The sequence below is a fragment of the Saliniferula longa genome (genome assembly GCF_050789285.1).
Taxonomy (GTDB): domain Bacteria; phylum Pseudomonadota; class Alphaproteobacteria; order Rhodobacterales; family Rhodobacteraceae; genus CAVPWP01.
Genome location: NZ_JBOUVX010000002.1, coordinates 224574 through 248379, shown reverse-complemented (window position 1 = coordinate 248379; position 23806 = coordinate 224574). Strand labels below are relative to the sequence as shown.

Below are 23806 nucleotides of genomic sequence, written 5' to 3'. Positions count from 1 at the left end.
CCGGGCGCGGGGATAGCTCGGCGGGATGACCGACACCAAAGCGCTTTGTCTCGATGTGACGCGCCTTGTCCGGCGTGCGGAACTGACGCATCCGACCGGTATCGACCGGGTCGAGCAGGCTTATCTGCGCATGGTTCTTGGGTGGACGGGTGGCCCGGTCTTCGGTCTGGTCCGGATCGGGCGTCGCTTTGCGATCCTCGACGCGGCCGCGCTGCGCGAACTGTCCACTCACCTTGGCACAGGCCGCCCAGCGATAGGTCCGTGGCGCCTTGCGAAACGTCTCGCCGGTCTGCGCCGCCTCTCGCCCCTTGAGGCGACTGCAAGACGGATCGCGCTTGCGACGCCCTCGGCGTCCGGCCTTTCCGGGGCGCTGGGCGAATGGCTTCCTGCGGGCACGGTCTATCTGAACGTGGGGCACAGCAATCTGGAGACGAACGTCCTGACAGGCATCGCATCGGTGGACAACGGCCGCTCGGTCGTTCTGGTCCATGACACGATCCCGCTCGACCTGCCGCAGTATCAGCGCCCCGGAACGGTCGAGGCGTTCCGCAACAAGATGCAGGCCGTCTCGCTTCACGCCGACCGTGTCGTCGTCCCGTCGCGGGCCGTGGCTGCCGACGTCGCGCGGCACTTCGCGGTCTTCGGACGCCTCCCGCCGGTGGTCGTTGCCCCGCTTGGACTTGGGCTGGACCCGGATGCGGTGCGGCAGGAGTGCCCGCCCGAAGTGGCTGACCGCCCCTATTTCGTCTGCCTGGGGACGATCGAGCCGCGCAAGAACCATGCCTTGCTGCTGGATCTCTGGACCGATCTTCACCGGACCCTGCCCGAGGACGAGGTTCCCCGACTTGTCATCGTCGGTCGGCGTGGCTGGCGCAACGAAGAGGTGTTCCGGCGGCTCGACACCCTTCCCTTCATGGGCCGGACCGTGCTGGAACGCGGCGATCTTGCCGATGGTCCGCTTGTGGCACTTCTTGCCGGCGCCCGGGGGCTTCTGCACCCAAGCCTGGCCGAGGGCTTCGGCCTTCCCCCGCAAGAGGCCGCGGCGCTGGGCGTGACCCCCGTCTGTGCCCCCCTGCCGGTCTACCGCGAGACGCTGGGCGACGCGGCGGTTTACGCGGACCCCGGCGATCTGTACCAATGGCGCAACGCCGTGCTGAGACTGGCGAAGATCGACGGGGCCGGGCAGGGCACCCCGGGGACAGGGCGCGACAGATACGATCCGCCAACCTGGGAGAGCCACTTCAAGCTAGCCTTAACCACGATCTGCTAGCGGCACCGGCGCGGACCTTGGCCGTTCCGGAGGTGCCGATTGGGCATTGCGACGACATACCGGCTGCGCCTTCAACGGCAGCGCTGGAGGTATCGTGCCTGGCGGCGATCTGCAGACCTGACGGCGCTGCGGGACCGTACGGGGGCGATCGGCCGGCGCGATGTCCTTCTCTTCGCCACGCTTCGGAACGAGCGCCAGCGGCTGCCATACTTCCTTGACTACTACCGTCGCCTCGGGATCGGGCATTTCCTGATGGTCGACAATGGGTCCGACGACGGGTCGGGCGAATGGCTTGCCGACCAGCCCGACGTTTCGCTTTGGACCACGACGGCAAGCTACCGACGGTCCCGCTTCGGGATGGACTGGCTCAACTGGTTGAAGCGGAGGCATGCGCACGATCGCTGGGCGCTGACCGTCGATCTGGACGAGTTCTTCGTCTACCCGTTCTGCGACACCCGCCCGATCCTGGCGCTGACCGACTGGCTTGACGCCTCGGGGGTGAAATCCTTCGGCGCGCTGATGCTCGACATGTATCCCAAGGGCGACCCCGATGCCGCCCATTGCGCCGAGGGACAGAATCCCTTCGAGGTGGCCTGCTGGTTCGATCCGGGAAACTACGTCGTCTCACGCCATCCGCTTTTCCGGCACCTGTGGATCCAGGGCGGACCCCGGGCGCGGGTCTTCTTCGCCGACACGCCGGAAGAGGCGCCAGCGCTGAACAAGATCCCGCTGGTTCGGTGGAACCGCCGGTATACCTATGCCAGTTCGACCCACATGCTGCTGCCGCGCGGTCTGAACCTTGTCTATGACGCTGCCGGTGGCGAACGGGCAAGCGGCTGCCTGCTCCATGCCAAGTTTCTGGGCGGGTTCGCCGCCAGGGCCGAGGAGGAACTGCGCCGGAAGGAACATTTCGCCGGCAGCCGGGAATATGCCGCCTACAGCCGCCGCGCGGGCCCGGGGCTGGGCCTGTGGTGCGAGTGGTCGGAACGCTATGTCAACTGGCGCCAGCTTGAACTGCTTGGGCTGATGTCCAAGGGGAACTGGGCATGAGCGTCGGCTTCGTCATGCTTGTTCACGACGCGCTGGACCGCGCCGCGCAGGCCGCGCGTTACTGGGCCGAACGGGATTGCCCTGTGGTGATCCACGTCGATCGCTGCGTCTCGGATGCCGATCTGGCAGAGTTCCGGTCGCGGCTTGCCGGGCTTGAGAACCTGCGCTTCAGTCCGCGCTTCCGCTGCGAATGGGGGACATGGTCTTTGGTCGCCGCCGCGCAGACCGCGGCCGAGCTTGCCCTGCGGGACTTCCCGGCGATCGGGCATGTGTTCCTTGCATCCGGAAGCTGCCTGCCGCTTCGCCCCGTGGACGAGCTTCGCCAATACCTGGCCCGCTACCCGACGACCGATTTCATCGAAAGCGTGACCGTCGAGGAAGTGCCGTGGACCGTCGGCGGTCTTGACGTCGAGCGTTTCACGCTGACCTTCCCGTTCCCGTGGAAGCGCCGGCGCGCGCTGTTCGATGGCTGGGTCCGGCTTCAGCGGGCGGTGGGCTACCGGCGCGCCCTGCCCGACGGCGTGGTCCCGCATCTGGGATCGCAATGGTGGTGCCTGACGAGGTCCACGCTTGAGGCCATTCTGGCATCGCCGCGACGTGCCGAGCTTGAACGCTTTTTCCGGCATGTCTGGATTCCCGATGAAAGCTATTTCCAGACGGTCGTGCGCTGCCATTCCGCAAGGATCGAAAGCCGCTCGCTGACGCTGTCGAAGTTCGATTTCAGGGGACGGCCGCATATCTTCTTCGACGATCACCTGAGCCTGCTGCGCGGGTCCGAGTGCTTTGTCGCGCGCAAGATCTGGCCGGGCGCAGACAGGCTTTACGCCGCGTTCCTTTCCGACGCCGTGCCGCCCCGCCCCGCGATCGAGCCGACCCCAGCGAAGATCGACCGGGTCTTCACGCAGGCCATTCACCGTCGCATCCACGGGCGCCCCGGCCTTGTGATGCCAGGACGGTTTCCCGACCCTAGGAGATCGGCCGAACGGACAGCCGCGCCCTATTCGGTGTTTTCGGGGTTTGACGCGATCGTCGAAGGGTTCGCGGACTGGCTTGAGGACGCGACCGAAACGCGTGTGCACGGCCACCTCTTCGCGCCGGACAGGGCAGAATTCGCGGGCGGCCAGAGCACTTATGCCGGGGCACTGTCCGATCATGCGACGCTGCGCGACTACGACCCCGCCGCCTTCCTTCGGAACCTGATCTGGAACACCAGGGGGGAAGCGCAGGCCTTCCAGTTCGGTCCCGAGGACCGGCAGGAGATCGCGCCATTCCTGGCCGACGACCCGAATGCCAGGATCACCCTTGTCACCGGCACATGGGCGGTCGCGTTGTATCGGACCGGTCGCGGTGCGGCCTCGATCCGGACCGAGGCCGCGCGCCTTCAGCGCCGCGAGGCCGCGTTTGCCCATCTCCTGCGCAGCCCGAGGGCCCGGGCCCGCATCCGCATCCTTTCGCTGGCCGAAATGCTGGAACAGCCGATGGATGTCCTTCATGCCGCCGTCGACGACCACGGCAGCGGCCCCCCGCATCTGGCCGAAGCGCCCCGCATCGTCGATCTGACCGGGCTTGACGGCTTCCTTCAGGACCTGCGCAACCTGGGAATGAACCCGCATCTTGTCGGCGACATCCACGCGGCCATGAATGCCGAAGGGGCGTCCTCGCGCCATGCCGGGCGTCCCTATCTTGTCCAGTGACATGACGGCGCGTTTCGACCTCTTCGCTATCGTCGCCGGGATGCGGACCGGATCGAACCTTCTGGAAGAAATCCTGTCCGCGCATCCCGGCATTTCCTGCCATGGCGAGCTTTTCAATCCGGCCTTCGTCGGGGCGCCGGGGCAGGACGGGGCCCTTGGCATCGCCCGCCGCGCCCGGGACGAAGACCCGACGAAGCTTCTGGCGGCGGTGGCGGCAATTCCGGATGCCATCGGGGGCTTCCGCATCTTCGATGGCCACGACGAGCGCGCGATCGAGGCCGTGCTGTCCAACCCCCGCTGCGCGAAGATTGTCCTGACGCGGAACCCCGCCGAAAGCTATGTGTCGTTGAAGATCGCGCAATCGACCGGGCAATGGTGGCTGGGCGACCGGGCGTCGGCGCGCCGGGCAAAGGCGCGTTTCGACGCCGAGGAATTCGGCCGCTTTCTCGAGGCATCGGGGGCCTTCCGCCGCCGTGTCTTGCGTGCGCTTCAGGTCACTGGTCAGACGGCCTTTCACCTTGACTACGCAGACCTTGCGGATGCCGAGGTCATCGCCGGACTGCATGCCTTTCTGGGCGTCCCGCCGCTTCCGCGCCCCCATAAGACGCGAAGCAAGGCGCAGAATCCCGCTCCGCTTGCCGAGAAGGTGACGAACCCCAAGGTCATGCGCGCAGCACTTGCACGCATCGATCTTTTCGACATCGATCGCATCCCGGGGTTCGAGCCGCCGCGCGGCGCCGGCGTGCCGGGTTTCCGCGTGGCGGATGGCGTTCCGGTCATGTTCATGCCGGTCGGGCTTGTGGCACAGGCCGAGGTGGACGGCTGGCTTCGGGCCGTAGGTGGGGGTGCGGCGCCCCAGACCGGTCTGAGTCAACAGGACCTGCGGGCCTGGATGCGGCGAAACCCGGGCCACCGGCGGATCACCGTGGTCGAACATCCCGCCACGCGCATCCACGACGCCTTCTCGCGGGTGATCCTGCCCAAGGGCGTTCCGGGCTACGAGGATCTGCGCGACACGTTGGTTCACCACCAGGGCGTGCCCTTGCCGGACGATCCTTCGGATCCCGGCTATGACGGGGCGGCACATCGCGCGGCCTTCCTTGCGTTTCTCGATTTCGTGCGTGGCAATCTCGGCGGGCAGACCGGGCTTCGGCCGCACGCCAGCTGGGCCAGCCAGGCCTCGCTTCTTTCCGCGATCAGTGGCTTCGCCCCCCCCGACCTGGTCCTGCGGCGCGAGGATCTGGCCCGGTCGCTCGACCGGCTGGCCGATGATCTTGGTCTGTCGCCCGCGCCCCTTGGGGATGTGCCGCCCTCGGCGTCACCGGTGCCGGTTGAGGAGATCCTCGATGACGTCGTCAACAACGCTGTGGCCGCCGCCTACCGGCGCGACTTCGTGCACTTCGGCTACGCCAGGATAGCCTGACCTCAGGCCGCCTGGTGGGCCTGCTTGTCGGTCAGAATGGCGTGCAGCGTGATCGGGTCGTTGTTCGCGCGCAGTTTGGCCAGCAGGCTTGGCTCACGCATCGTGCGCGAGACGACGGCAAGTGCCTTGAGGTGATCGACGCCCGACCCGTCCGGTGCGAAGAGGGCGAAGATCAGGTCCACAGGCTTCTTGTCGACCGCGTCGAAGTCCACCGGCTTTTCGAGGCGCACGAAGACACCCTGCACCCGGTCAAGGCCCGGAAGGCGCGCGTGGGGCAGCGCCACCCCGTGGCCCACGCCCGTCGGGCCAAGGCTTTCCCGTTCCTGCAGGGCGGCGCAGGCGTCGGCCGCCCGGATGCCGCACAAGGGTGCGGCGATCTCGGCGAGTTCCTGAAAAAGCCGTTTCTTGCTCGAAACCGAACTTATCAGCCGGACAGCGTCCTGGCTGAGTAGGTTGGAAATCTCCATTGCCTGCTACGGCCTCCGGCGTTTCGGGACACTTCGGCCCGTTTCACAGTTTCGGGTCGATCCACCCGATATTCCCGTCGTCACGTCGGTACACGATGTTCACGCCCGACGGGTTTCCTTCTTTTCGAAAGACCAGCACCGGCGCCCCTGCCAGCTCCATCTGCATGACCGCTTCGCCGACGCTGAGAGACGGGATGTTCGTCTCCATCTCGGCAATGATCATCGGCTGGAGCGTTTCGGGCTCCGATTCCTCTGCGTCTTCCGATGACGCGAGGATATAGGAGGACGCCGCAAGGAGTTCAACCGGCTCGGACCTGTCGCGATGATGATCCTTCAGCCGGCGCTTGTATCGCCGCAACTGTTTTTCCATCTTCTCGGCGCATTTGTCGAAGGCGGCATAGATCTCGGTCGCGGTCGCGCGTGCCTGCGCGGTCAGGCCCGTGGACAGATGCACGGTGGCTTCGCAGACGAACTCGTGCGCGGCCTTTGAGAACACCACGGTCGCCTCTGTCGGGCGTTCGGCGTATTTGGCGACGACGGCGCCAAGCTCGTCCTTCACGTGGGTCTGAAGCGCGCTGCCGATGTCGATATGGCGTCCGCTGATCTGGTATCGCATGATCTCTCCCTCTGAGCGAAACGGCTTCGTCGTCTGAGCCGATCGCCTGCCCTGCGTTCCTGTGTCCGTTGAGGATGATGCCGGTCCAAGCCTGTCGGACCGCAGTCTTGCCGGGCGTTGTCTCGCCATGCGAACGGGGTGAATCGCGGCATGCATCCCCTTTATTTGGCGGCAGATCGCGGCCCCCTGTCAATGCCGCTGCTGGGTCCGGGCTCAGCTGATCCGGAAGTTCTGGCCAAGATAGACACGGCGCACGTTTTCGTCACGCACGACCTCGTCGCTCGTGCCGCTCATCAGCACCCGCCCATCGTGCAGGATATAGGCGCGGTCCACGATCTCGAGCGTCTCGCGCACGTTGTGATCGGTGATCAGCACGCCGATCCCGCGGGTCTTGAGGTCGCCCACGAGGTGCCGGATATCGCCCACCGCGATCGGATCGACACCGGCGAAGGGTTCGTCGAGAAGAAGATACTTCGGATTTGCGGCCAGGCAGCGCGCGATCTCGACGCGCCGCCGTTCGCCGCCCGACAGGGCCACCGCGGGCGCGCGCCGCAGATGGGTGATGGAGAAATCCGAGAGCAGTTCCTCAAGCCTTTCGCGCCGCCGTGTGTGGTCTTCCTCGGCAATCTCGAGGATCGCAAGGATGTTGTCCTCGACGCTGAGCCCCCGGAAGATCGAGACCTCTTGCGGAAGATAGCCGATGCCAAGCTTGGCGCGGCGGTACATGGGCATGCCGGTCACGTCGCGGCCGTCGATCGAGACGGTCCCGCCCTCGGCCGAGACGAGGCCAGCGATCGTGTAGAAGCAGGTCGTCTTTCCCGACCCGTTCGGCCCGAGAAGGGCGACAACCTCGCCCCGGTCCAGCGCCATGCTCACGTCGCGGATCACCGGCCGCTTGCGATAGCTCTTGCGCAGGTTGCTGACCCGAAGGCCCGCGCCCCCTTCGGCGACGGTCAGTTCGGGGCGGGCCATCAGTTGCCGCCCGCCTGGATCACCGTGCGGACCCGTCCGTCGAAAAGCCCGGTGCCCGCGACAAGGTCGATGGTCAGCCGTTCGCCCGAGATCGCATTCGGCCCCTGCGTCAGCAGGACGTTGCCGGTCAGGACCACGGTCGAATCCCCGATCGAATAGGTGGCTTCCTCCGCCTCGGCCGCCGCCGCCGGGGCAACGACCGTGACACCCCCGCTGGCCAGCAGCCGCGAGATGCGCGTGCGCTGTCCGTCGGCGCCTTCGGCATATTCGATCAGCATCTCTCCGGCCGAGATCCGCAGATCACCCTGGGCCACGACGACGTTGCCCTGGAACCGCGCCGTGCCGTCGGGTTGGCTGACACTCAGCTGGTCGGCGGACAGCTCGATCGGAGAGTCCGGGTCGATCGCCATGTCGCTGAAGGCGATGCTTGTGGACTGGGCGACCGCCGCGTGTGCGAGGGCCAGACTGACCAGCGCCGCCCAAACCCCAATCATTCGCCGCTGCCGCATTGCCCGTCCTCAATCCCGCGGATCGTATAGCAGGTCGACGCCGTCGCTGAAAACCAGAACATGGCCCTGCCCGTCACCGGGCAGACGCGTGAGCGTGAAAAGCCCCGCGGTGAGGTGGCCGAAGGGCGTCATGACGTCGACCGCCCCCGCGCTTTCCGAGCGGGTGGAGTCAAGCCGTGCCGTGAATTCTTCCGTCCGAACGGCATAGCCGGTCGAGGTCTCGACAAGCACATCTCCGGCAAGGGTGGCGGTGCCGGCCGTCGTGTCCACCCGGCCGGTGACCGCGGTCATCCGAATCCGGGTGCCGTCCGGCGTGTCGATCCGCGCCTCGAGGCCGTCGGCGTGAAACAGCCCCGGGTCGCCGGGATCGGGCCGGGCCGTGGTTGCCGTGACCTGAAGGCCGGTCCCATCTGCCGCCACTCCCGAAAAGTCGGGGGCCGAAATGCGCGGCTCGCGCGCAAGGGCGTCGATGTCCACATCGGCGTAGGGGATCGTTCGCTCGATGTCGGGAGTGCGCGCCAGAAGGAACAACGTCGACAGGATCGCCAGTGCCGTGAGCGGCAGCGCGACTTTCAGCAAGGCGACCAGCCTTGAATATGCGGTGTCGGAAATCGCCATTCTCACGCCAATGTCTGGCCGGAGGCCCGGCAATTCAAGCGGCGCCGCGGCCGCAGACGTCGCAACCGACATCAATGTGAAAAGATGTCCTCTTCCGGCCATCCCGCAAGGTCAAGGCGGGCGCGCATCGGCAGGAAGTCGAAACACGCCTGCGCCAGGTCCGTCCGGCCTTCGCGGGCAAGGCGCGCGTCAAGCGTGTCCTTCAGGCGGTGCAGGTAAAGCACGTCTGACGCCGCATATTCGACCTGCGCCTGAGTCAGCGTTTCGGCGCCCCAGTCGCTCATCTGCTGCTGCTTCGAGATATCGACGCCGATCAGTTCATCCAGAAGATACTTGAGGCCGTGCCTGTCGGTGTAGGTGCGCACAAGCCTGGACGCGATCTTCGTGCAATACACGGGGGCGGCCAGCACCCCGAAGGCATTGTAGAGCGCGGCAATGTCGAAGCGGCCGAAGTGAAACAGCTTCAGCACCGACGGATCGGCCAGCAGTCGCTCGATATTCGGGGCGCGGGTCTGACCCGGGGCGATGCGGACGACATGGGCATGGCCGTCGCCGCCCGACAGTTGCACCACGCACAGCCGGTCACGGTGCGGTCTGAGGCCCATCGTCTCGCAGTCGATGGCGACCGAAGGACCAAGGTCCAGCCCGTCGGGAAGGTCGGTGGCGTGAAGGTGGTTGGTCAAGGTCGCGTCCGCCGCAAGAAAAGGGGTTTCCCCGTCCCGATAGCGCAGGACGGGCCCCGGGTCCACCGACGCCGATGTCGGGCGTGGATTGGACGGCCCTATTCGGCCGCCCAGTCCGAGATCGACTTGGGCGTGAGGTACTCTTCAAGTCCCCAGACGCCGCCTTCGCGCGCCAGGCCCGAGGCCTTGACGCCACCGAAGGGTGCGCCCGCGCCGCGGCTTTTCCCGTTCATCTCGACCATGCCGGACCGCAGCCGCCGCGCCAGCCGGTTGCGCCGCGCGCCGTTCTGGCTTTGCACATAGTTGGTCAGGCCATAGGGCGTGTCGTTCGCGATGGCGATCGCCTCTTCTTCGGTGTCGAAGGGGATCATCGACAGGACCGGGCCGAAGATCTCTTCCCGTTCGACGGTCATGCCCGGCACGACGTCGGCAAAGACGGTGGGGCGCACGAAGAAGCCGCGGTTGAGACCCTCGGGACGACCGACGCCGCCGGCGACAAGGCGCGCACCTTCGTCGATGCCCTTCTGGATCAGCGCCTGCACCCTGTCGAATTGACGCTCGTTCACCAGCGGGCCGATATGCGGGCCTTCCTCATGCGCGGGACCCACCCGTGTGGCTTCGGCCACTTCGCGCGCGGTTTCGACCGCGCGATCGTAGATCGAGCGTTCCACGAGCATCCGGGTCGGCGCGTTGCAGGACTGCCCGGTGTTGTTGAAGCAGTGGCGCACGCCGCGCTGGACGGCCCGGTCATCGGCGTCCGCGAAAACGATGTTCGCGCCTTTTCCGCCAAGTTCGAGACTGACCCGCTTCAGCGAATCGGCCGCGGCCTTGGTGATGGCGATGCCGGCGCGGGTCGATCCGGTGAACGAGATCATGTCGATCCCCGGATGCCGCGACAGTTGCGTGCCGACGCCTTCGCCGTCGCCGTTCACAAGGTTGAACACGCCTTTCGGGACGCCGGCCTCGTGCAGGATGTCGGCCAGCAGCATGGCGTCGAGCGGGGCGTATTCCGACGGCTTCAGCACCATCGTGCAGCCCGCCAGCAACGCCGGGAAGACCTTCAGCGTGACCTGGCTGATCGGCCAGTTCCACGGGGTGATCATGCCAATCGTGCCGATCGCCTCCATCGCGATCATCGAACCGGGCGTCTTCGGGTCGGTCGGACGCAGCCAGTGGAAATCGCGCGCGGCGGCAAGGGCGTCGACGATGTTGCACTCGTCGGCCTGGCTGCGCCGGGCCATCGTGCGTGGCGCGCCCATTTCCAGCGAGATGAGGTCCCCCATCTCGTCCTTGCGGCGCAGGTAGATTTCCAGCGCCCTTTCCACGATCGCGATGCGCTCGTCCGGCGCGGTCGTCGACCAGTCGGCGAAAGCGCGGTTCGCCGCTGCGACCGCGGCGTTGGTGTCGGCTTCGCCGCCCAGCGAGATGACGGCGGCCGGCTCTTCGGTCGATGGGTTGATGACGGTGAAGTCGCGCGATGCAGTCGGGGCGACCCATGCGCCGTCGATGTAGAATTCGCGTCTTTCGATCATGTCTGTGCCTCCGGATTCGGCGCCGACACTGTCACCGAGCGCGCGGCACTTCAAGCCGGCCCGCGCGACGGATCACGACGGCGGCACAGGCTGCGCCGCGGCCGTGATGTCAGTCCGGCGCAAGCATGTACCCCGAGCCGCGCACGGTTTGCAGATAGCGTGGCTGGCGCGGATCGCGTTCGATCTTCCGGCGCAGCCGCGTGATCTGGACGTCGACAGCGCGTTCCTGCGCCTGCTCCCCGTCCTTGCCGTTACCACGGCCAAGATCGTCGACAAGGCGGTTGCGCGACAGCGCCTCGCCCGGATGGGCGGCGAAGATCCGCATCAGTTGCGCCTCGGTCGCGGTCAGGCGAACCGGATGGTCGCCCTGCCAAAGCTCGCCGCGTTCGACATCATAGCGCACGGCCCCGAGATGCAGCACCTTCGGCCTTGACGCCGCGGCATCGGCGGGCGGGGCGCGGCGCAGGATCGCGTTGATGCGCAGCAGAAGCTCCTTGGGTTCGAACGGCTTGGGAAGATAATCGTCCGCCCCCGCCTCAAGCCCGGCGATGCGGTTCTCTGTCTCGCCCTTGGCGGTCAGAAGAAGGATGGGAACGTCGCGCTCTTCCCGCAACGATCGGGTGAAGCTGATGCCATCCTCGCCGGGCATCATGACGTCAAGAACGATCAGGTCGAAGTCGAGGCCCTGAAGAAGCCGCCGCGCATGGGCCGCGTCGCGGGCGGCCGTCACCCAGAAGCCGCTGCGGATCAGGAACTTCTGCAGAAGCCCGCGAATGCGCTCGTCGTCGTCGACGATCAGAAGATGGATGTCGGTATCGGTCATGCCTCGCCGTCCGTCCGGGCGTTGAAGTGGCGCCGCATCTCGGGGTCCATCATCGCCTCGAGAACCTGCCGGAAGCCCGCCACGGCCACCGGTCCGGCCGTCCGGTAGGCCGACCGCATCCGGTCGCGCTGGGCATCCGACAGCTTCCGCTCAAGCTCCTCTCCGGCGGGCGTCAGGAATAGGTTCCGCTCGCGCTTGTCGCGCGCCCCGATGCGGCTTTCCACCAGACCGTCGTCGATCAGGGCCCTGAGCACCCGGTTAAGCGACTGTTTCGTCACCCCCAGGATGGCCAGCAGGTTGTTCACCGTCGTGCCGCGGTTGCGGTTGATGAAGTGCAGCGCGCGATGATGGGCGCGCCCGTATTCGTATTCGGACAGGATGCGGTCGGGATCGGCGGTGAAGCCCCTGTAGGCGAAGAACATCGCCTCGATGCCCTTGCGAAGCTGTTCGTCGGTCAGGAAAAGCAGGCTTTCCCCGCCGCTTCCTCCACCTTCGGCCATCGTTCCCTCGCCGCTCAATTCCTGAGCGAGTTTATGTCAGTGTTGTTGACATTCCAAGACTCAACTGCTAGCGATCGGCGAATTTTGCGCAACTTTATGTCCGAAGCGGACCTAACCAGCGCAATAATCGCAAAAAGGGCGCGATAGCCCGGGGAAAGGACGCAGGATGGCTGGATCTTACGATGACCGCGACGGCATGATCTGGATGGATGGCGCGCTTGTGCCCTGGCGCGACGCGAACATCCACATCCTGTCCCACGCCGTGCACTATGCCTCGTCGGTTTTCGAGGGCGAGCGTTGCTATGGCGGGCGCATCTTCAAGTCCCGCGAACACTCCGAGCGGCTAAAAAAGTCCGCCAACCTGATCGACTTCGAGATCCCCTACACGATCGACGAGATCGAGGCCGCGAAGGAGGCCGTGCTGAAGGCAAACGGCCTGACCGACGCCTATGTCCGCGCGGTGTCCTGGCGCGGCGCGGGCGAAGACATGGGTGTCGCCTCGCGTCGAAACCCGGTCCGCATGGCCGTCGCGGCCTGGGCCTGGGGCAACTACTATGGCGACGCCAAGATGAAAGGCGCGAAGCTGGACATCGCCAAGTGGCGCCGGCCCGATCCGGCCACGGCCCCCTTCCAGGCCAAGGCCGCCGGTCTTTACATGATCGCCACGATGTCCAAGCACGAGGCCGAGTCGAAAGGCTGCTCGGACGCAATGATGATGGACTACCGCGGCTATGTCGCCGAAGCGACCGGGGCGAATATCTTCTTCGTGAAGGACGGCGAGGTCCACACCCCGCTGCCGGACTGCTTCCTGAACGGGCTGACACGGCAGACGGTCATCGCCATGCTGCGCGAGCGGCAGATCAAGGTGCACGAGCGCCACATCCTGCCGGGAGAGCTTGAAACCTTCCAGCAATGCTGGCTGACGGGAACCGCTGCCGAAGTCACGCCCGTGGGCCAGATCGGCACCTACACCTTCGAGGTCGGCGCCCTGACGCGCGGGATATCGGACGCCTACGAGACGCTGGTCCGCAGCTGACCCCAGGCGGCGTTCCTACTGCATCCCCTTTGCCCGCAGCTTGGCCTCGGCGGCGCGTCTGAGGCCAAGCTGCCGTTCGCGCAGGAAGATCACCACGCCGGATGCGATGACCAGCGCCGCCCCGCCAAGGATCTGAGGGGTCGGCGCCTCGGCGAAGAAGAACCAGCCGAAAAGAAGCGACCAGATCATCGCGACATAGGTGAAGGGCGCAAGGACGCTGACTTCGGCATGACGGTAGCTTGCGGTCAGCAGGATCTGTCCGCCCAGACCCACGACACCGGCCCCGATCATCCAGACCCATTCGATGCCCTGCGGCAGGACCCAGCCGAAGGGCAGCGTCAGAAGCGACAGGCTGGTCGCGGTGACGGCGAAGTAGAACACGATGGCGGTCGGCGCCTCGGTCCCGGTCATGCGCTTGACGAAGATCTGCGCCAACGCCGCACAGCCGGCCGCGGCCAGCACCAGCGTCGCGCCGATCAACTCGGCCTGGTTGCCTTCGATGGTCAGCCGCGGCCAGAGGATGATCACTACGCCGACCAGACCCGCAAGGACCGCGGCCGCCCGGATCAGCCGGAACCGTTCGCCCAGCATGAAGGCCGCGAAGATCAGCGTGAAGATCGGCGTCGCGAACTGCAGGGCCGTGACCTCGGGCAGGGGCAGGAACTTCAGCCCCGCAAACCCCAGGCCCATGGCGACGGTTCCGATGATGCCGCGCCGGGCGTGACCCCACCCGTTGCGCGTGCCCAGCGCCTCGCGCAGTTGGCCACGCAGCCCGAACCAGATCAGCATGGCGGGGATCGTGACGACCGATCGGAAGAAGACCGCTTCGCCCGGCGGGATCCGCACGGCCGCCTTGATCATCGCGGACATGACCGTGAACAGGGTCACGGACGCAATCATCAGAAGGATTCCGCGCAGGGGCGACATGCCCTCCGACTAGCCGATCCGGACGGGTGGGAAAACCACTGACGTCGATGCGCGCCGAAGGCGCCCTGTGAAAGCCCGCACCAAGCGCGCAGCTTCCTCAAGTCCCGGCGCTCCAGGTCGGACAGGGTGCCGGCGACGGGACGGTCGCGGTCCGCAGGCATCTTTCTTGCTGCGCGGACTATTCCACGGGCGTCTGCGCCAGGTGCGCCACGAACGATCGCGAGTCGTTATTCGGCGTGGCGCTCGATCCAGAGGTAGCGCCGCAGGCGCGTGCCGCCGTCCAGCTTTTTCGGCATCCGGCGCAACACCTCTGCCTGCTTGCGGGGCGCGGCCCGCATCAAGGCGTCAAGCTGCGCGAACCGGCGCATGGCCTTGCCGTCGCGGCTGCGGGGATGGTCGATGATGTGCTTGCCCATGACTCTCTCCGTTCTTGCTGGCGTCCTGCCAGGGAGCACCAACATATCACATCGTTCGCATTTGTCCCACCGCCCACTGCGCCGCGTCGGCCACGGTCGGATCGGGGTCGTCCCGCAACCGCTCCGCCGTCGCCAGAAGGGCCCGATCGCCCGAGTTTCCGATGGCGTAAAGAACATTGCGAACGAAGCGGTCGCGACCGATCCGCTTGATCGGGCTGCCGGCAAAGCGCGCCCTGAACCCGGCATCGTCAAGCGACGCGAGTTCGTCCAGTCGCGGGGCGGCCAGATCTTCGCGCGCGGAATAGGCGATTTCCTGCGCCGCCACTGCGAACTTGTTCCAGGGGCAGACGGCAAGGCAGTCGTCGCAGCCGTAGATCCGGTTTCCAAGCCGCGGCCGCAGCGCCATGTCCACCGGTCCCCGGTGCTCGATCGTCAGGTACGAGATGCAGCGCCGCGCGTCGAGCTGGTAGGGCGCCGGAAAGGCATCGGTGGGACAGATGTCCAGACAGGCGCGGCAGGACCCGCAGTGATCGGTCTCGGGCGCGTCGACCGGAAGCTCGACCGTCGTGAAGATCGCCCCAAGGAAGAACCAGTTGCCCAACTCGCGACTGACAAGGTTGGTGTGCTTGCCCTGCCAGCCAAGGCCTGCTGCTTGGCCCAGCGCCTTCTCCGGCACCGGGGCCGTGTCGACGAAGACCTTCACCTCGCCCCCGGCCTCGGCGATCAGCCAGCGCGCAAGCCGTTTCAGCCGCTTCTTCAGAACGTCGTGATAGTCACGATTCCGGGCATAGACCGAGATCGTCGCACGATCGCGCCTCTCAAGCGTGGCCAGCGGATCTTCGGCGGGCGTATAGGGCTCCGCCAGCATGATCACCGATTTCGCCTCGGGCCAGAGAGCCGCCGGGTTCCCCCGCCAGTCCGCCCTCTCGGCCAGCCAGGTCATCTGGCCGTGTCGACCGGCTGCCAGAAACGCCGCAAGGCGCGCGGGCACTTCGGGGACGGCTCCGGGCGTCGTGATCCGCATCCGGGCAAAGCCTTCCGCCAGGGCCTGAGCCTCAAGGCGTGCCTTCAGCCCCTCGCTCACAGCGCGTCTTCTCTTTCGAAGTACTCCGGGGGAGTCGCGCAGCGACGGGGGCAGAGCCCCCTTCCGCACCTCGGGTCAGAAATCCAGATCCGCATAATGCTGCGGAGGCGGAAAGCCGGGAACGGCGTCGGCCAGAATGCTGCGGAAGGCAGGCCGCGACTTGATCTTGGCGTACCAGTCCTTGACATGCGGGCTCCGGTTCCAGTCGACGTCCGAGATATAGTCCAGCGACGACAGATGCGCAGCCGCGGCGAAGTCGGCAAGGCTCATGGCGTCCCCGGCAAGCCACCGCCGCTGTTCAAGCAGCCAGCCCATGTAGTCGAGGTGATACTTGATCGCCTTGGCGCCGGCCTTCACGTTGGTGCTGTCGGGGTATCCCTGCCCGGTGATCTTCTTGTTCACCCGCTCGTACAGCAGCTTCGACGTCACCTCGTGGTGGAACTTGTCGTCGAACCAGGCGACCAGCCGGCGCACCTCGTGACGCTCGGCCGCGCCCTTCGGCATCAGGGAGGGCTCGGGATGGGTCTCTTCGAGGTACTCGCAGATGGCCGCGCTTTCGCTCAGGGTGCGGCCGTCGATCTTCAGAACCGGCACTTTTCCGGCCGGGTTGCGCCGCATGAAGTCAAGGTCGCGCTCCCAATAGCGTTCCTCGACGAGATCGACCTCGATGCGCTTTTCGGCAAGGCTCAGGCGGACCTTTCGGCAGAAGGGCGAGAGGGGGACGTGGTAGAGACGGTTCATCGCGTGTCGCAGGCTCCGGTTGGCCCCTCAATGCCGTGAAAGGCTGCCGGGTTCAATCCTCGAAGCAGGCCGCGCGGCCGTCCCGGCGGATTGTCTCGGCCCCATCAAGGATCGCCGAGGCCCGCCGCTGCACGAAGGCCGACGGCTGCGAGGCCGACCGCCCCTTAGGGTCCGGCAGCACCGCCGCAAGCCGCGCGGCCTGCGTCGGGGAAAGATCGGCGGCCGAAACGCCAAAATAGTGACGTGCTGCCGCGTCCACGCCGAACACGCCCTGGTCGAACTCGGCGACGTTGAGATAGACCTCGAGGATGCGGCGCTTGGTCCAGATCAGCTCGACGACGGGCGTGATCAACGCCTCGAGCGCCTTTCTGGGCCAGCTTCGGCCGTGCCACAGAAATACGTTCTTCACGGTCTGCTGGCTCAGCGTCGACGCCCCACGCCCGGCCCCGGCCTCGAGCGCTGTCCGGATCGCCGCCATGTCGAAGCCCCAGTGCAGGCAGAAGTTCGCGTCCTCCGCGGCCACCGTGGTTCGCGCCATGATCGGGGCGATGTCCTCGAACGGCACCCAGGTCCGCTCGACCCCGCCGTGCCGCCAGCCCTCGGCCAGGATATAGGGGGTTGTCGGCGGACGCAGGACAGAGAAGAGGACGATCAGGCCCAGGAAAACCGCCGCAACCGCCAGGACCCCACGCACAAGCCACCGCAGGCCCTGCCGAAGCGACAGGGGGCGCATCGGCGCCGCGGCTTTCTTCCTGCGCGCCTTCGAGGGTTTCGCGGTCGTCTTCGCCACGGCGCGCTTATATCCCCGCAGCCGACCCAGGGGAACCGGCGCCTGCGGCGCCGGTGCCTCCGGCAGAGGTATTTTCGGCCAGAAGAACCCGGGCGCAGATCACTCTGCGGGGATCGCCTGCCGCGCGATGGCCAGCGGGTGCGAAAGCTTGCCGATCATCTCCTTCGGGCAGATCTGCAGGAAATGCCGACGCTCGCTGTCCCAGTCCTGGAGGATGCTGGCCGCCCGACGGCTGCCGGTTTCGGACAGGTGCCGTTCGATCAGGGACTTCAGCTGGGCCTCCCAATGGTCGACCGTCACCGGGCAGGTCACGATCGTCTCGAGGTTCATCATCGCCTCGGCGGTGCCCTCGGGGTCATAGAGGTAGGCCATGCCCCCGGTCATGCCGGCCCCGAAGTTCGCGCCGATCGAGCCGAGGATGACCGCGACGCCGCCGGTCATGTATTCGCACCCGTTCGATCCGCAGCCTTCGACCACGACCTTCGCGCCCGAGTTCCGCACCGCGAAGCGTTCGCCCGCGCGACCGGCGGCGAAGAGGTAGCCGTCCGTCGCGCCGTAAAGCACGGTGTTGCCGATGATCGTGTTCGCCGCCGCCTCGAGCGGCGAGTGCATCGGCGGGCGCACCACGATTGTCCCGCCCGACAGTCCCTTGCCGACATAGTCGTTGGCGTCGCCCGAAACCTCGAGCTTGAGGCCCGGCGCGGCGAAGGCGCCCAGCGACTGCCCGGCCGATCCCTGAAGCTTGACCGTCAGGTGATCGGGCTGAAGCGAATTGCGCATCCCGAATCGCTGGACGATGTGGCTCGATGTGCGCGTGCCGATGGTCCGGAGCGTATTCTGAACCGCGTATTGCAGCTGCATCTTCTCGCCATCGTTGAGGAAGCGCGCGGCGTCCGTCACGATCTGCGCGTCAAGCGTGTCGGGCACGACGTTGCGCGTCTTCGAGCGGTCATAGACGATGTCGCCCGATCCATCGACCGTGATCAGAAGCGGGTTCAGGTCGAGATCGTCAAGATTCGCCGACCCCCGGCTGACCTGGGTCAGCAGATCCGCACGTCCGATCACTTCGTCGAGCGAGCGCGCGCCGATCTGGCTGAGGATTTCGCGCACTTCCTGGGCGTAGAAGGTGATGAGGTTCACCACCTTGTCCGCGCTTCCCGTGAACTTCTCGCGCAGGCGGGGATCCTGGGTGCAGACGCCCACCGGGCAGGTGTTCGACTGGCACTGGCGCACCATGATGCAGCCCATCGCGATCAGCGCGGCGGTGCCGATGCCGTATTCCTCGGCCCCCATCATCGCCGCCATGACGATGTCGCGCCCGGTGCGCAGACCGCCGTCGGTGCGCAGTGTCACCCGGTCGCGCAGCTTGTTCATCGCAAGAACCTGGTGCGCCTCGGTCAGACCCATCTCCCAGGGAAGACCCGCGTATTTGATCGATGTCGCGGGGCTGGCGCCGGTGCCGCCGTTGTGGCCCGAGATCAGGATGATGTCGGCCTTGGCCTTGGCGACGCCCGCCGCGATCGTGCCGACGCCCGAGGCGGCCACCAGCTTGACCGTCACCTTGGCGCGCGGGTTGATCTGCTTGAGGTCGTAGATCAGCTGCGCCAGGTCCTCGATCGAGTAGATGTCGTGGTGCGGCGGCGGGCTGATGAGCGTCACACCCGGCGTCGAATGACGCAGGCGCGCGATCAGTTCGGTCACCTTCATGCCCGGAAGCTGGCCGCCTTCGCCGGGCTTGGCGCCCTGGGCCACCTTGATCTCGAGCTCTTCGCAGGCGTTGAGGTATTCGGCCGTCACGCCGAAGCGGCCCGAGGCCACCTGCTTGATCTTGGCGGACGGATTGTCGCCGTTGGGTTCGGGGTGGAAATGCGCGGGATCCTCGCCGCCTTCGCCCGAATCCGACTTGGCGCCGATCCGGTTCATGGCGACGTTCAGCGTCTTGTGCGCTTCGGGCGACAGGGCGCCCAGCGACATGCCCGGGGTCACGAAGCGCTTGCGGATCGAGGTGATCGATTCGACCTCTTCGATCGGCACGGGCTTGCCCAGCGGCTTGATGTCGAGAAGGTCGCGCAGGTGGATCGGCGGGTTCGCCCGCATCTTGGCCGAGTACTGCTTCCACATCTCGAAGGACCCGCGCGCGACCGCCGTCTGCAGCATGTGCATCGACGTCGCCTCCCACGCGTGGGTCTCGCCCGAGCGGCGCGCCTTGTAGAAGCCCCCGATCGGCAGGACGTCGGCGCCGCCAAGGAAGCCCTTGGCATGCACTTCCTCGGCCTTGGTCTGGATGCCCGTGACCCCGATGCCGGAAATCCGGCTGTGCATCCCGGGGAAATACTCGGCGACCATCGCACGGCTCAGGCCCACCGCCTCGAAGTTCAGGCCGCCGCGATAGGACGAGATGACCGAGATGCCCATCTTCGACATGATCTTGAGCAGGCCCTGGTCGATGGCGTTGCGGTACCGCGCGACGGCTTCGGTCAGGGTTCCGTCGATCAGCCCGCGCTCGATCCGGTCGGCGATCGAATCTTCGGCAAGATAGGCGTTCACGATGGTTGCGCCGCAGCCGATCAGGACCGCGAAGTAATGCGGGTCGATGCACTCGGCCGAGCGGACGTTGAGCGAACAGAAGGTGCGCAGGCCTTTCTTCGTCAGCCAGGAATGCACGGCGCTGGTTGCAAGGATCATCGGCATTCCGACCTTCTGGGGTCCCTGATCCTGGTCGGTCAGCACAAGATGGCCCGCGCCCGAGCGCACGGCATCCTCGGCTTCCGCGCGAATGCGGTGCAGCGCATCGCGCAGGCCGTTCGGACCGCTGCCTGCGGGGAAGGTGCAGTCGATCCGCGTCATCGGTGCGTTGAACTGCCGTTCAAGCTCGTCGAACTGGGCGTTGCCCACGAAGGGGCTGTCGAGAACGAGGATCTCGGTCTGGCTCGAGTCCTCGTCGAGCACGTTCTTGAGGTTGCCGAAGCGGGTCTTGAGGCTCATCACCCGGTATTCCCGCAGGCTGTCGATCGGCGGGTTCGTGACCTGGCTGAAGTTCTGCCGGAAATAATGCGACAGCGGGCGGTATTGCTTGGACAGGACCGCGCTGGGCGTATCGTCGCCCATCGAGGCCAGCGCCTCTTTCCCGTCCTCGGCCATGGGGGCAAGGATCTGCTCCAGCTCTTCCATGGTATAGCCGGCCGCGATCTGTCGCCGGCGCAGTTCCGCCCCGGTGAACAGCGGCTTCTCGCTGACCTTCCCCAGCGCTTCGTCAAGTTCGTTGATCTTGCCGACCCACTCGCCGAAGGGCTGCGAAGCCGCGAGCCGGTCCTTGATCTCGGTGTCGTGGTAAAGGCGGCCCTCGGCCATGTCGACGGCCAGAAGCTGGCCCGGGCCAAGCGCGCCCTTTTCCTTTATCGTCGCCTCGTCGATCGGCACCATCCCGGTTTCGGACCCGGCGATGACAAGGCCATCGCCGGTCACGACGTAGCGCATCGGGCGCAGGCCGTTGCGGTCAAGCCCGGCGCAGACCCAGCGCCCGTCGGTCATGGCCAGGGCGGCGGGGCCGTCCCAGGGCTCCATCACCGAGTTGCAGTAGGAATACATGTCGCGCCAGGCCTGCGGCAGTTCGACCGCCTGCTTCGACCAGCTTTCGGGCACGAGCATCGTCTTGGCCATCGGCGCGTTGCGGCCGGCGCGCACAAGCACTTCGAAGACCGCGTCAAGTGCGGCCGAGTCGCTGGCGCCCGGGGCGACGATCGGCTTGATATCCTCGGCCATCTCTCCGAACGTCGCCGAAGCCATGCGGATCTCGTGGCTTTTCATCCAGTTGAGATTGCCCTTGAGCGTGTTGATCTCGCCGTTGTGGGCCAGCATCCGGAAGGGCTGCGCCAGCCACCACTGGGGAAAGGTGTTGGTGGAGTAGCGCTGGTGATAGATCGCGAATGCGGATTCGAAGCGATCGTCCTTGAGGTCGGGATAGAACTCGGCGACCTGCTCGGCCAGCATCATGCCCTTGTAGATGATCGACCGGCACGAGAGCGAGCAGATGTAGAGCCCGCCGACATGGGCGGTGGCGGCGGCCTTTTCGATGCGGCGGCGGATCACGTAAAGCTCGCGTTCGAAGGTCTCTTCGTCCACGCCTTTCGCGTTCGAGATCAGGATCTGCTCGATCTCGGGCCGGGTGGCGTTGGCCTTTTCGCCCAGCACACTGACATCGACCGGAACATGGCGCCAGCCGTAGATGTAATGGCCCATGCGCAGGACTTCGGATTCGACGATGGTCCGGCAGGTTTCCTGCGCGCCGAAGTCGGTGCGGGGCAGGAAGACCTGGCCCACGGCGATCATCTCGTTCTTGCGCGGCTCGTGCCCGGTGCGCTTGATCTGATCGTAGAAGAAGGGAACCGGGATCTGGACATGGATGCCGGCGCCGTCGCCGGTCTTGCCGTCGGCGTCGACCGCGCCGCGGTGCCAGACCGCTTTCAGCGCGGTGATCCCGTGTTCGACCACCTTGCGGCTTTTCTTGCCGTCGATCGACACGACAAGCCCCACCCCGCACGAGGCATGTTCGTCCTCGTCGCGGTAAAGCGAGTGCTCGGCCATCCAGGCGCGGCGGGCCGTTTCGGCGGCAACCCATTCTGCGTCATACTTTGTCATGTCAGGCTCCACTGCTGTCGGCGCCATAGATGGCGAAGACCTCGGCCTCGGTCATGCGGGGGTGGGTCCCGGCAATGTCGAAAGCGTCAGATTTGCGGTCGATGAAGATTTCACGCTCGAGGATGAATCCGTCGGGGTTGTCGAACAACCCGATCGGCATCTCGTAGTCGCCCTGATGGGCGCCCTTCGAGGTTACACGGTACCACAGGTGCGATCCGCAGCGTGTGCACCACGCACGTTCCGCCCAGTCCGAGGATTGATAGGTCGCGATGTGGTCGGCCCCCGCGATCTCGACACGGTCGGGCGGGCAGTTGACCGCGGCAAACACCAAGCCGGACCAGCGCTGGCACATCCGGCAATGGCAGATGCCATAGGCCGCCGGTCGGTTCCGGACCGTGACTCGCACCGCGCCGCACAGGCAGCCGGCGCCCTCGGTCCGTTCGCCGTTCATTCGGCGGCCACCTTCGCGCTTGCGCTGAGGTAGTCTAGCATCGCGTCGGCCGCCTCGCGCCCGTCGCGGATCGCCCAGACCACAAGGCTTGCACCGCGCACGATGTCGCCGGCGGCGTAGACGCCCGGAAGGCTTGTCGCATGGGTGCGGAAATCGGCCTTGATCGTGCCCCAGCGGGTGACCTCCAGCCCCTCGACCCCCCAGAGCGCGGGCAGGTCTTCGGGTTCGAAGCCCAGAGCCATGATGACCATGTCGGCCTCTTCGACATAGTCGGCGTCCTCGATCTCTTCCGGCATCTGGCGGCCCGTTGCGTCGGGCGCGCCAAGGCGCATCCTCGACACGATCACGCCGTCGACCTCTTCCCCGCGGAAGCCCCTGGGCGCCGAAAGCCAGACAAATTCCACGCCTTCTTCCTCGGCGTTGGCGACCTCGCGCTGCGAACCCGGCATGTTGGCGCGGTCGCGGCGATACAGGCATTTCACGCTTTCGGCGCCCTGACGGATCGCGGTGCGCACGCAGTCCATGGCCGTGTCACCGCCGCCGATCACGACGACCCGCTTGCCGTCCGCGTCAAGTTCGCCCGAATCGAATTCGGGAACGTCGTCGCCGAATCCCTTGCGGTTCGAGGCGGTCAGATAGTCGATGGCCCGCACTATGCCGTCCGCGCCGCTGCCGGGCGCCTGCAACTCGCGCGACTTGTAGACGCCCGTGGCGATCAGCACCGAATCGTGCTTGCCGCGGATCGCGTCGAAGCTGATGTCTTCGCCCACGTTGCAGTTCAGCACGAACTCGACGCCGCCGTCCTGAAGCTGGTCCATCCGCTTCATCACGACATCCTTTTCAAGCTTGAAGCCCGGGATGCCATAGGTCATCAGGCCGCCGCCGCGATCGTAGCGGTCGTAAACCGTCACCTGCACGCCTGCCCGGCGAAGCCTATCGGCCGCGGCCAGTCCGCCGGGCCCCGCGCCGATGATTCCGACGCTTTCGGGACGCTCGGTGGCGGGGCGGATCGGCTGGACCCAGCCTTCCTCCCAAGCGGTGTCGGTGATGTATTTCTCGACCGATCCGATGGTGACGGTGCCATGACCCGACTGCTCGATCACGCAGTTGCCTTCGCACAGGCGGTCCTGCGGGCAGATGCGGCCGCAGATCTCGGGGAAGGTGTTCGTGGCCTGGCTGATCTCGTAGGCCTCGCGCAGCCGCCCCTCGGCGGTCAGCAGCAGCCAATCGGGGATGTTGTTGTGCAGCGGACAATGCGACTGGCAATAGGGCACGCCACATTGGCTGCAGCGAGACGCCTGCTCTTCCGCCTTCTCGCGCGCATACTCGCCGTAGATCTCGTCGAAGTCGGACCGGCGCGCGGCGGCATCGCGCTTTTCCGGCATGTCGCGCGGCACGGTCACGAACTTGAGCATCGGGTTCTCGGCCATGGTCCCATCCTCGCATCGTCGTCAGGGCGACTGTTTACGGCCTGCCAGAACAAAATAAAAGGCAAATCTACTGACCTAAAATATGATGCCCCACACCGACGGGGCATGGGTTTCGCCGCGGCGCCGAAGTAATAGG

The 23806-nt window shown here is 66.2% G+C and carries 22 protein-coding genes; 5 read left to right on the top strand and 17 right to left on the bottom strand.

Annotated elements, in window-relative coordinates; translation table 11 throughout:
- The first annotated feature begins 25 nt into the window (after positions 1–25).
- Genes ACRDNQ_RS07730 through ACRDNQ_RS07715 form a run of 4 tightly spaced genes read left to right on the top strand, consistent with a single transcriptional unit; the run spans position 26 to position 5437 of the window.
- Positions 26–1270 (top strand): glycosyltransferase family 4 protein, encoded by a 1245-nt coding sequence (locus tag ACRDNQ_RS07730; protein WP_431828077.1) that lies wholly within the window; start codon positions 26–28, stop codon positions 1268–1270.
- 39 nt (positions 1271–1309) lie between these two features.
- Positions 1310–2320 carry a glycosyltransferase family 2 protein gene (locus ACRDNQ_RS07725; protein ID WP_431828076.1) on the top strand — a complete coding sequence of 337 codons (1011 nt, stop codon included), beginning with the start codon at positions 1310–1312 and terminating at the stop codon, positions 2318–2320.
- Entirely contained in the window at positions 2317–4014 is a 1698-nt protein-coding gene (locus ACRDNQ_RS07720; RefSeq protein WP_431828075.1) for a DUF5927 domain-containing protein, read from the top strand. Before ACRDNQ_RS07725 ends, ACRDNQ_RS07720 begins: the two co-directional genes overlap by 4 nt.
- 1 nt (position 4015) lies before the next feature.
- The gene (locus tag ACRDNQ_RS07715) at positions 4016–5437 is read left to right on the top strand and encodes a nodulation protein NodH (protein ID WP_431828074.1); all 1422 of its coding nucleotides are present in this window, start codon (positions 4016–4018) and stop codon (positions 5435–5437) included.
- A gap of 2 nt (positions 5438–5439) precedes the next feature.
- Here the strand turns inward: ACRDNQ_RS07715 and ACRDNQ_RS07710 are convergent, their stop codons facing one another.
- The 9 genes from ACRDNQ_RS07710 to ACRDNQ_RS07670 all read right to left on the bottom strand — a co-directional run bounded on the left by ACRDNQ_RS07710 (position 5440) and on the right by ACRDNQ_RS07670 (position 12157).
- Entirely contained in the window at positions 5440–5904 is a 465-nt protein-coding gene (locus ACRDNQ_RS07710) for a PTS sugar transporter subunit IIA (protein WP_431828073.1), read from the bottom strand.
- Between the two features lie 43 nt (positions 5905–5947).
- Positions 5948–6520, bottom strand: a complete 573-nt coding sequence (hpf, locus tag ACRDNQ_RS07705) for a ribosome hibernation-promoting factor, HPF/YfiA family (RefSeq protein ID WP_431828072.1) — start codon at positions 6518–6520, stop codon at positions 5948–5950.
- 213 nt (positions 6521–6733) lie between these two features.
- Entirely contained in the window at positions 6734–7492 is a 759-nt protein-coding gene (gene lptB / locus ACRDNQ_RS07700) for an LPS export ABC transporter ATP-binding protein (protein WP_431828071.1), read from the bottom strand.
- Positions 7492–7986 carry an LptA/OstA family protein gene (locus ACRDNQ_RS07695; RefSeq protein WP_431828070.1) on the bottom strand — a complete coding sequence of 165 codons (495 nt, stop codon included), beginning with the start codon at positions 7984–7986 and terminating at the stop codon, positions 7492–7494. Before ACRDNQ_RS07695 ends, lptB begins: the two co-directional genes overlap by 1 nt.
- A gap of 24 nt (positions 7987–8010) precedes the next feature.
- On the bottom strand, positions 8011–8619 hold the full coding sequence (locus ACRDNQ_RS07690) for a hypothetical protein (RefSeq protein ID WP_431828069.1): 609 nt from the start codon (positions 8617–8619) through the stop codon (positions 8011–8013).
- Between the two features lie 71 nt (positions 8620–8690).
- On the bottom strand, positions 8691–9302 hold the full coding sequence (locus ACRDNQ_RS07685; RefSeq protein WP_431828068.1) for a ribonuclease D: 612 nt from the start codon (positions 9300–9302) through the stop codon (positions 8691–8693).
- A gap of 98 nt (positions 9303–9400) precedes the next feature.
- The gene (locus ACRDNQ_RS07680; RefSeq protein ID WP_431828067.1) at positions 9401–10834 is read right to left on the bottom strand and encodes an aldehyde dehydrogenase family protein; all 1434 of its coding nucleotides are present in this window, start codon (positions 10832–10834) and stop codon (positions 9401–9403) included.
- 109 nt (positions 10835–10943) lie between these two features.
- The gene (locus ACRDNQ_RS07675; RefSeq protein WP_431828066.1) at positions 10944–11657 is read right to left on the bottom strand and encodes a response regulator; all 714 of its coding nucleotides are present in this window, start codon (positions 11655–11657) and stop codon (positions 10944–10946) included.
- The gene (locus ACRDNQ_RS07670; RefSeq protein ID WP_431829086.1) at positions 11654–12157 is read right to left on the bottom strand and encodes a MarR family winged helix-turn-helix transcriptional regulator; all 504 of its coding nucleotides are present in this window, start codon (positions 12155–12157) and stop codon (positions 11654–11656) included. Before ACRDNQ_RS07670 ends, ACRDNQ_RS07675 begins: the two co-directional genes overlap by 4 nt.
- A gap of 166 nt (positions 12158–12323) precedes the next feature.
- On the opposite strand from ACRDNQ_RS07670, the gene ACRDNQ_RS07665 reads away from it, so the two are divergent.
- Positions 12324–13193, top strand: coding sequence for a branched-chain amino acid aminotransferase (locus ACRDNQ_RS07665; protein ID WP_431828065.1), 870 nt, complete (start codon positions 12324–12326; stop codon positions 13191–13193).
- Between the two features lie 15 nt (positions 13194–13208).
- Here the strand turns inward: ACRDNQ_RS07665 and ACRDNQ_RS07660 are convergent, their stop codons facing one another.
- The 8 genes from ACRDNQ_RS07660 to ACRDNQ_RS07625 all read right to left on the bottom strand — a co-directional run bounded on the left by ACRDNQ_RS07660 (position 13209) and on the right by ACRDNQ_RS07625 (position 23670).
- Entirely contained in the window at positions 13209–14120 is a 912-nt protein-coding gene (locus ACRDNQ_RS07660; RefSeq protein WP_431828064.1) for a DMT family transporter, read from the bottom strand.
- A gap of 227 nt (positions 14121–14347) precedes the next feature.
- Positions 14348–14536 (bottom strand): hypothetical protein, encoded by a 189-nt coding sequence (locus ACRDNQ_RS07655; RefSeq protein ID WP_431828063.1) that lies wholly within the window; start codon positions 14534–14536, stop codon positions 14348–14350.
- Positions 14537–14582: 46 nt separating this feature from the next.
- Positions 14583–15620 carry a tRNA epoxyqueuosine(34) reductase QueG gene (gene queG, locus ACRDNQ_RS07650; protein WP_431828062.1) on the bottom strand — a complete coding sequence of 346 codons (1038 nt, stop codon included), beginning with the start codon at positions 15618–15620 and terminating at the stop codon, positions 14583–14585.
- A gap of 75 nt (positions 15621–15695) precedes the next feature.
- Positions 15696–16361 carry an FtsZ-binding protein FzlA gene (gene fzlA / locus ACRDNQ_RS07645; RefSeq protein WP_431828061.1) on the bottom strand — a complete coding sequence of 222 codons (666 nt, stop codon included), beginning with the start codon at positions 16359–16361 and terminating at the stop codon, positions 15696–15698.
- A gap of 52 nt (positions 16362–16413) precedes the next feature.
- On the bottom strand, positions 16414–17151 hold the full coding sequence (gene mtgA, locus ACRDNQ_RS07640; RefSeq protein ID WP_431828060.1) for a monofunctional biosynthetic peptidoglycan transglycosylase: 738 nt from the start codon (positions 17149–17151) through the stop codon (positions 16414–16416).
- A gap of 99 nt (positions 17152–17250) precedes the next feature.
- Entirely contained in the window at positions 17251–21789 is a 4539-nt protein-coding gene (gltB, locus tag ACRDNQ_RS07635; protein ID WP_431828059.1) for a glutamate synthase large subunit, read from the bottom strand.
- Between the two features lies 1 nt (position 21790).
- The gene (locus tag ACRDNQ_RS07630) at positions 21791–22240 is read right to left on the bottom strand and encodes a GFA family protein (RefSeq protein ID WP_431828058.1); all 450 of its coding nucleotides are present in this window, start codon (positions 22238–22240) and stop codon (positions 21791–21793) included.
- Positions 22237–23670, bottom strand: coding sequence for an NAD(P)-dependent oxidoreductase (locus tag ACRDNQ_RS07625; protein ID WP_431828057.1), 1434 nt, complete (start codon positions 23668–23670; stop codon positions 22237–22239). The genes ACRDNQ_RS07630 and ACRDNQ_RS07625 overlap by 4 nt, the downstream gene beginning before the upstream one ends.
- Positions 23671–23806 lie beyond the last annotated feature (136 nt).

Excerpts from the sequence above, each read along its gene's own strand:
- ACRDNQ_RS07730 (WP_431828077.1), top strand. The coding sequence starts at position 26 with ATGACCGACACCAAAGCGCTTTGTCTCGATGTGACGCGCCTTGTCCGG.
- ACRDNQ_RS07625 (WP_431828057.1), bottom strand. The coding sequence starts at position 23,670 with ATGGCCGAGAACCCGATGCTCAAGTTCGTGACCGTGCCGCGCGACATG.
- ACRDNQ_RS07675 (WP_431828066.1), bottom strand. The coding sequence starts at position 11,657 with ATGACCGATACCGACATCCATCTTCTGATCGTCGACGACGACGAGCGC.
- ACRDNQ_RS07660 (WP_431828064.1), bottom strand. The coding sequence starts at position 14,120 with ATGTCGCCCCTGCGCGGAATCCTTCTGATGATTGCGTCCGTGACCCTG.
- ACRDNQ_RS07670 (WP_431829086.1), bottom strand. The coding sequence starts at position 12,157 with ATGGCCGAAGGTGGAGGAAGCGGCGGGGAAAGCCTGCTTTTCCTGACC.
- ACRDNQ_RS07695 (WP_431828070.1), bottom strand. The coding sequence starts at position 7,986 with ATGATTGGGGTTTGGGCGGCGCTGGTCAGTCTGGCCCTCGCACACGCG.
- ACRDNQ_RS07690 (WP_431828069.1), bottom strand. The coding sequence starts at position 8,619 with ATGGCGATTTCCGACACCGCATATTCAAGGCTGGTCGCCTTGCTGAAA.
- ACRDNQ_RS07720 (WP_431828075.1), top strand. The coding sequence starts at position 2,317 with ATGAGCGTCGGCTTCGTCATGCTTGTTCACGACGCGCTGGACCGCGCC.
- ACRDNQ_RS07655 (WP_431828063.1), bottom strand. The coding sequence starts at position 14,536 with ATGGGCAAGCACATCATCGACCATCCCCGCAGCCGCGACGGCAAGGCC.
- gltB (WP_431828059.1), bottom strand. The coding sequence starts at position 21,789 with ATGACAAAGTATGACGCAGAATGGGTTGCCGCCGAAACGGCCCGCCGC.
- fzlA (WP_431828061.1), bottom strand. The coding sequence starts at position 16,361 with ATGAACCGTCTCTACCACGTCCCCCTCTCGCCCTTCTGCCGAAAGGTC.
- ACRDNQ_RS07715 (WP_431828074.1), top strand. The coding sequence starts at position 4,016 with ATGACGGCGCGTTTCGACCTCTTCGCTATCGTCGCCGGGATGCGGACC.
- ACRDNQ_RS07665 (WP_431828065.1), top strand. The coding sequence starts at position 12,324 with ATGGCTGGATCTTACGATGACCGCGACGGCATGATCTGGATGGATGGC.
- hpf (WP_431828072.1), bottom strand. The coding sequence starts at position 6,520 with ATGCGATACCAGATCAGCGGACGCCATATCGACATCGGCAGCGCGCTT.
- ACRDNQ_RS07710 (WP_431828073.1), bottom strand. The coding sequence starts at position 5,904 with ATGGAGATTTCCAACCTACTCAGCCAGGACGCTGTCCGGCTGATAAGT.
- lptB (WP_431828071.1), bottom strand. The coding sequence starts at position 7,492 with ATGGCCCGCCCCGAACTGACCGTCGCCGAAGGGGGCGCGGGCCTTCGG.
- ACRDNQ_RS07680 (WP_431828067.1), bottom strand. The coding sequence starts at position 10,834 with ATGATCGAAAGACGCGAATTCTACATCGACGGCGCATGGGTCGCCCCG.
- ACRDNQ_RS07630 (WP_431828058.1), bottom strand. The coding sequence starts at position 22,240 with ATGAACGGCGAACGGACCGAGGGCGCCGGCTGCCTGTGCGGCGCGGTG.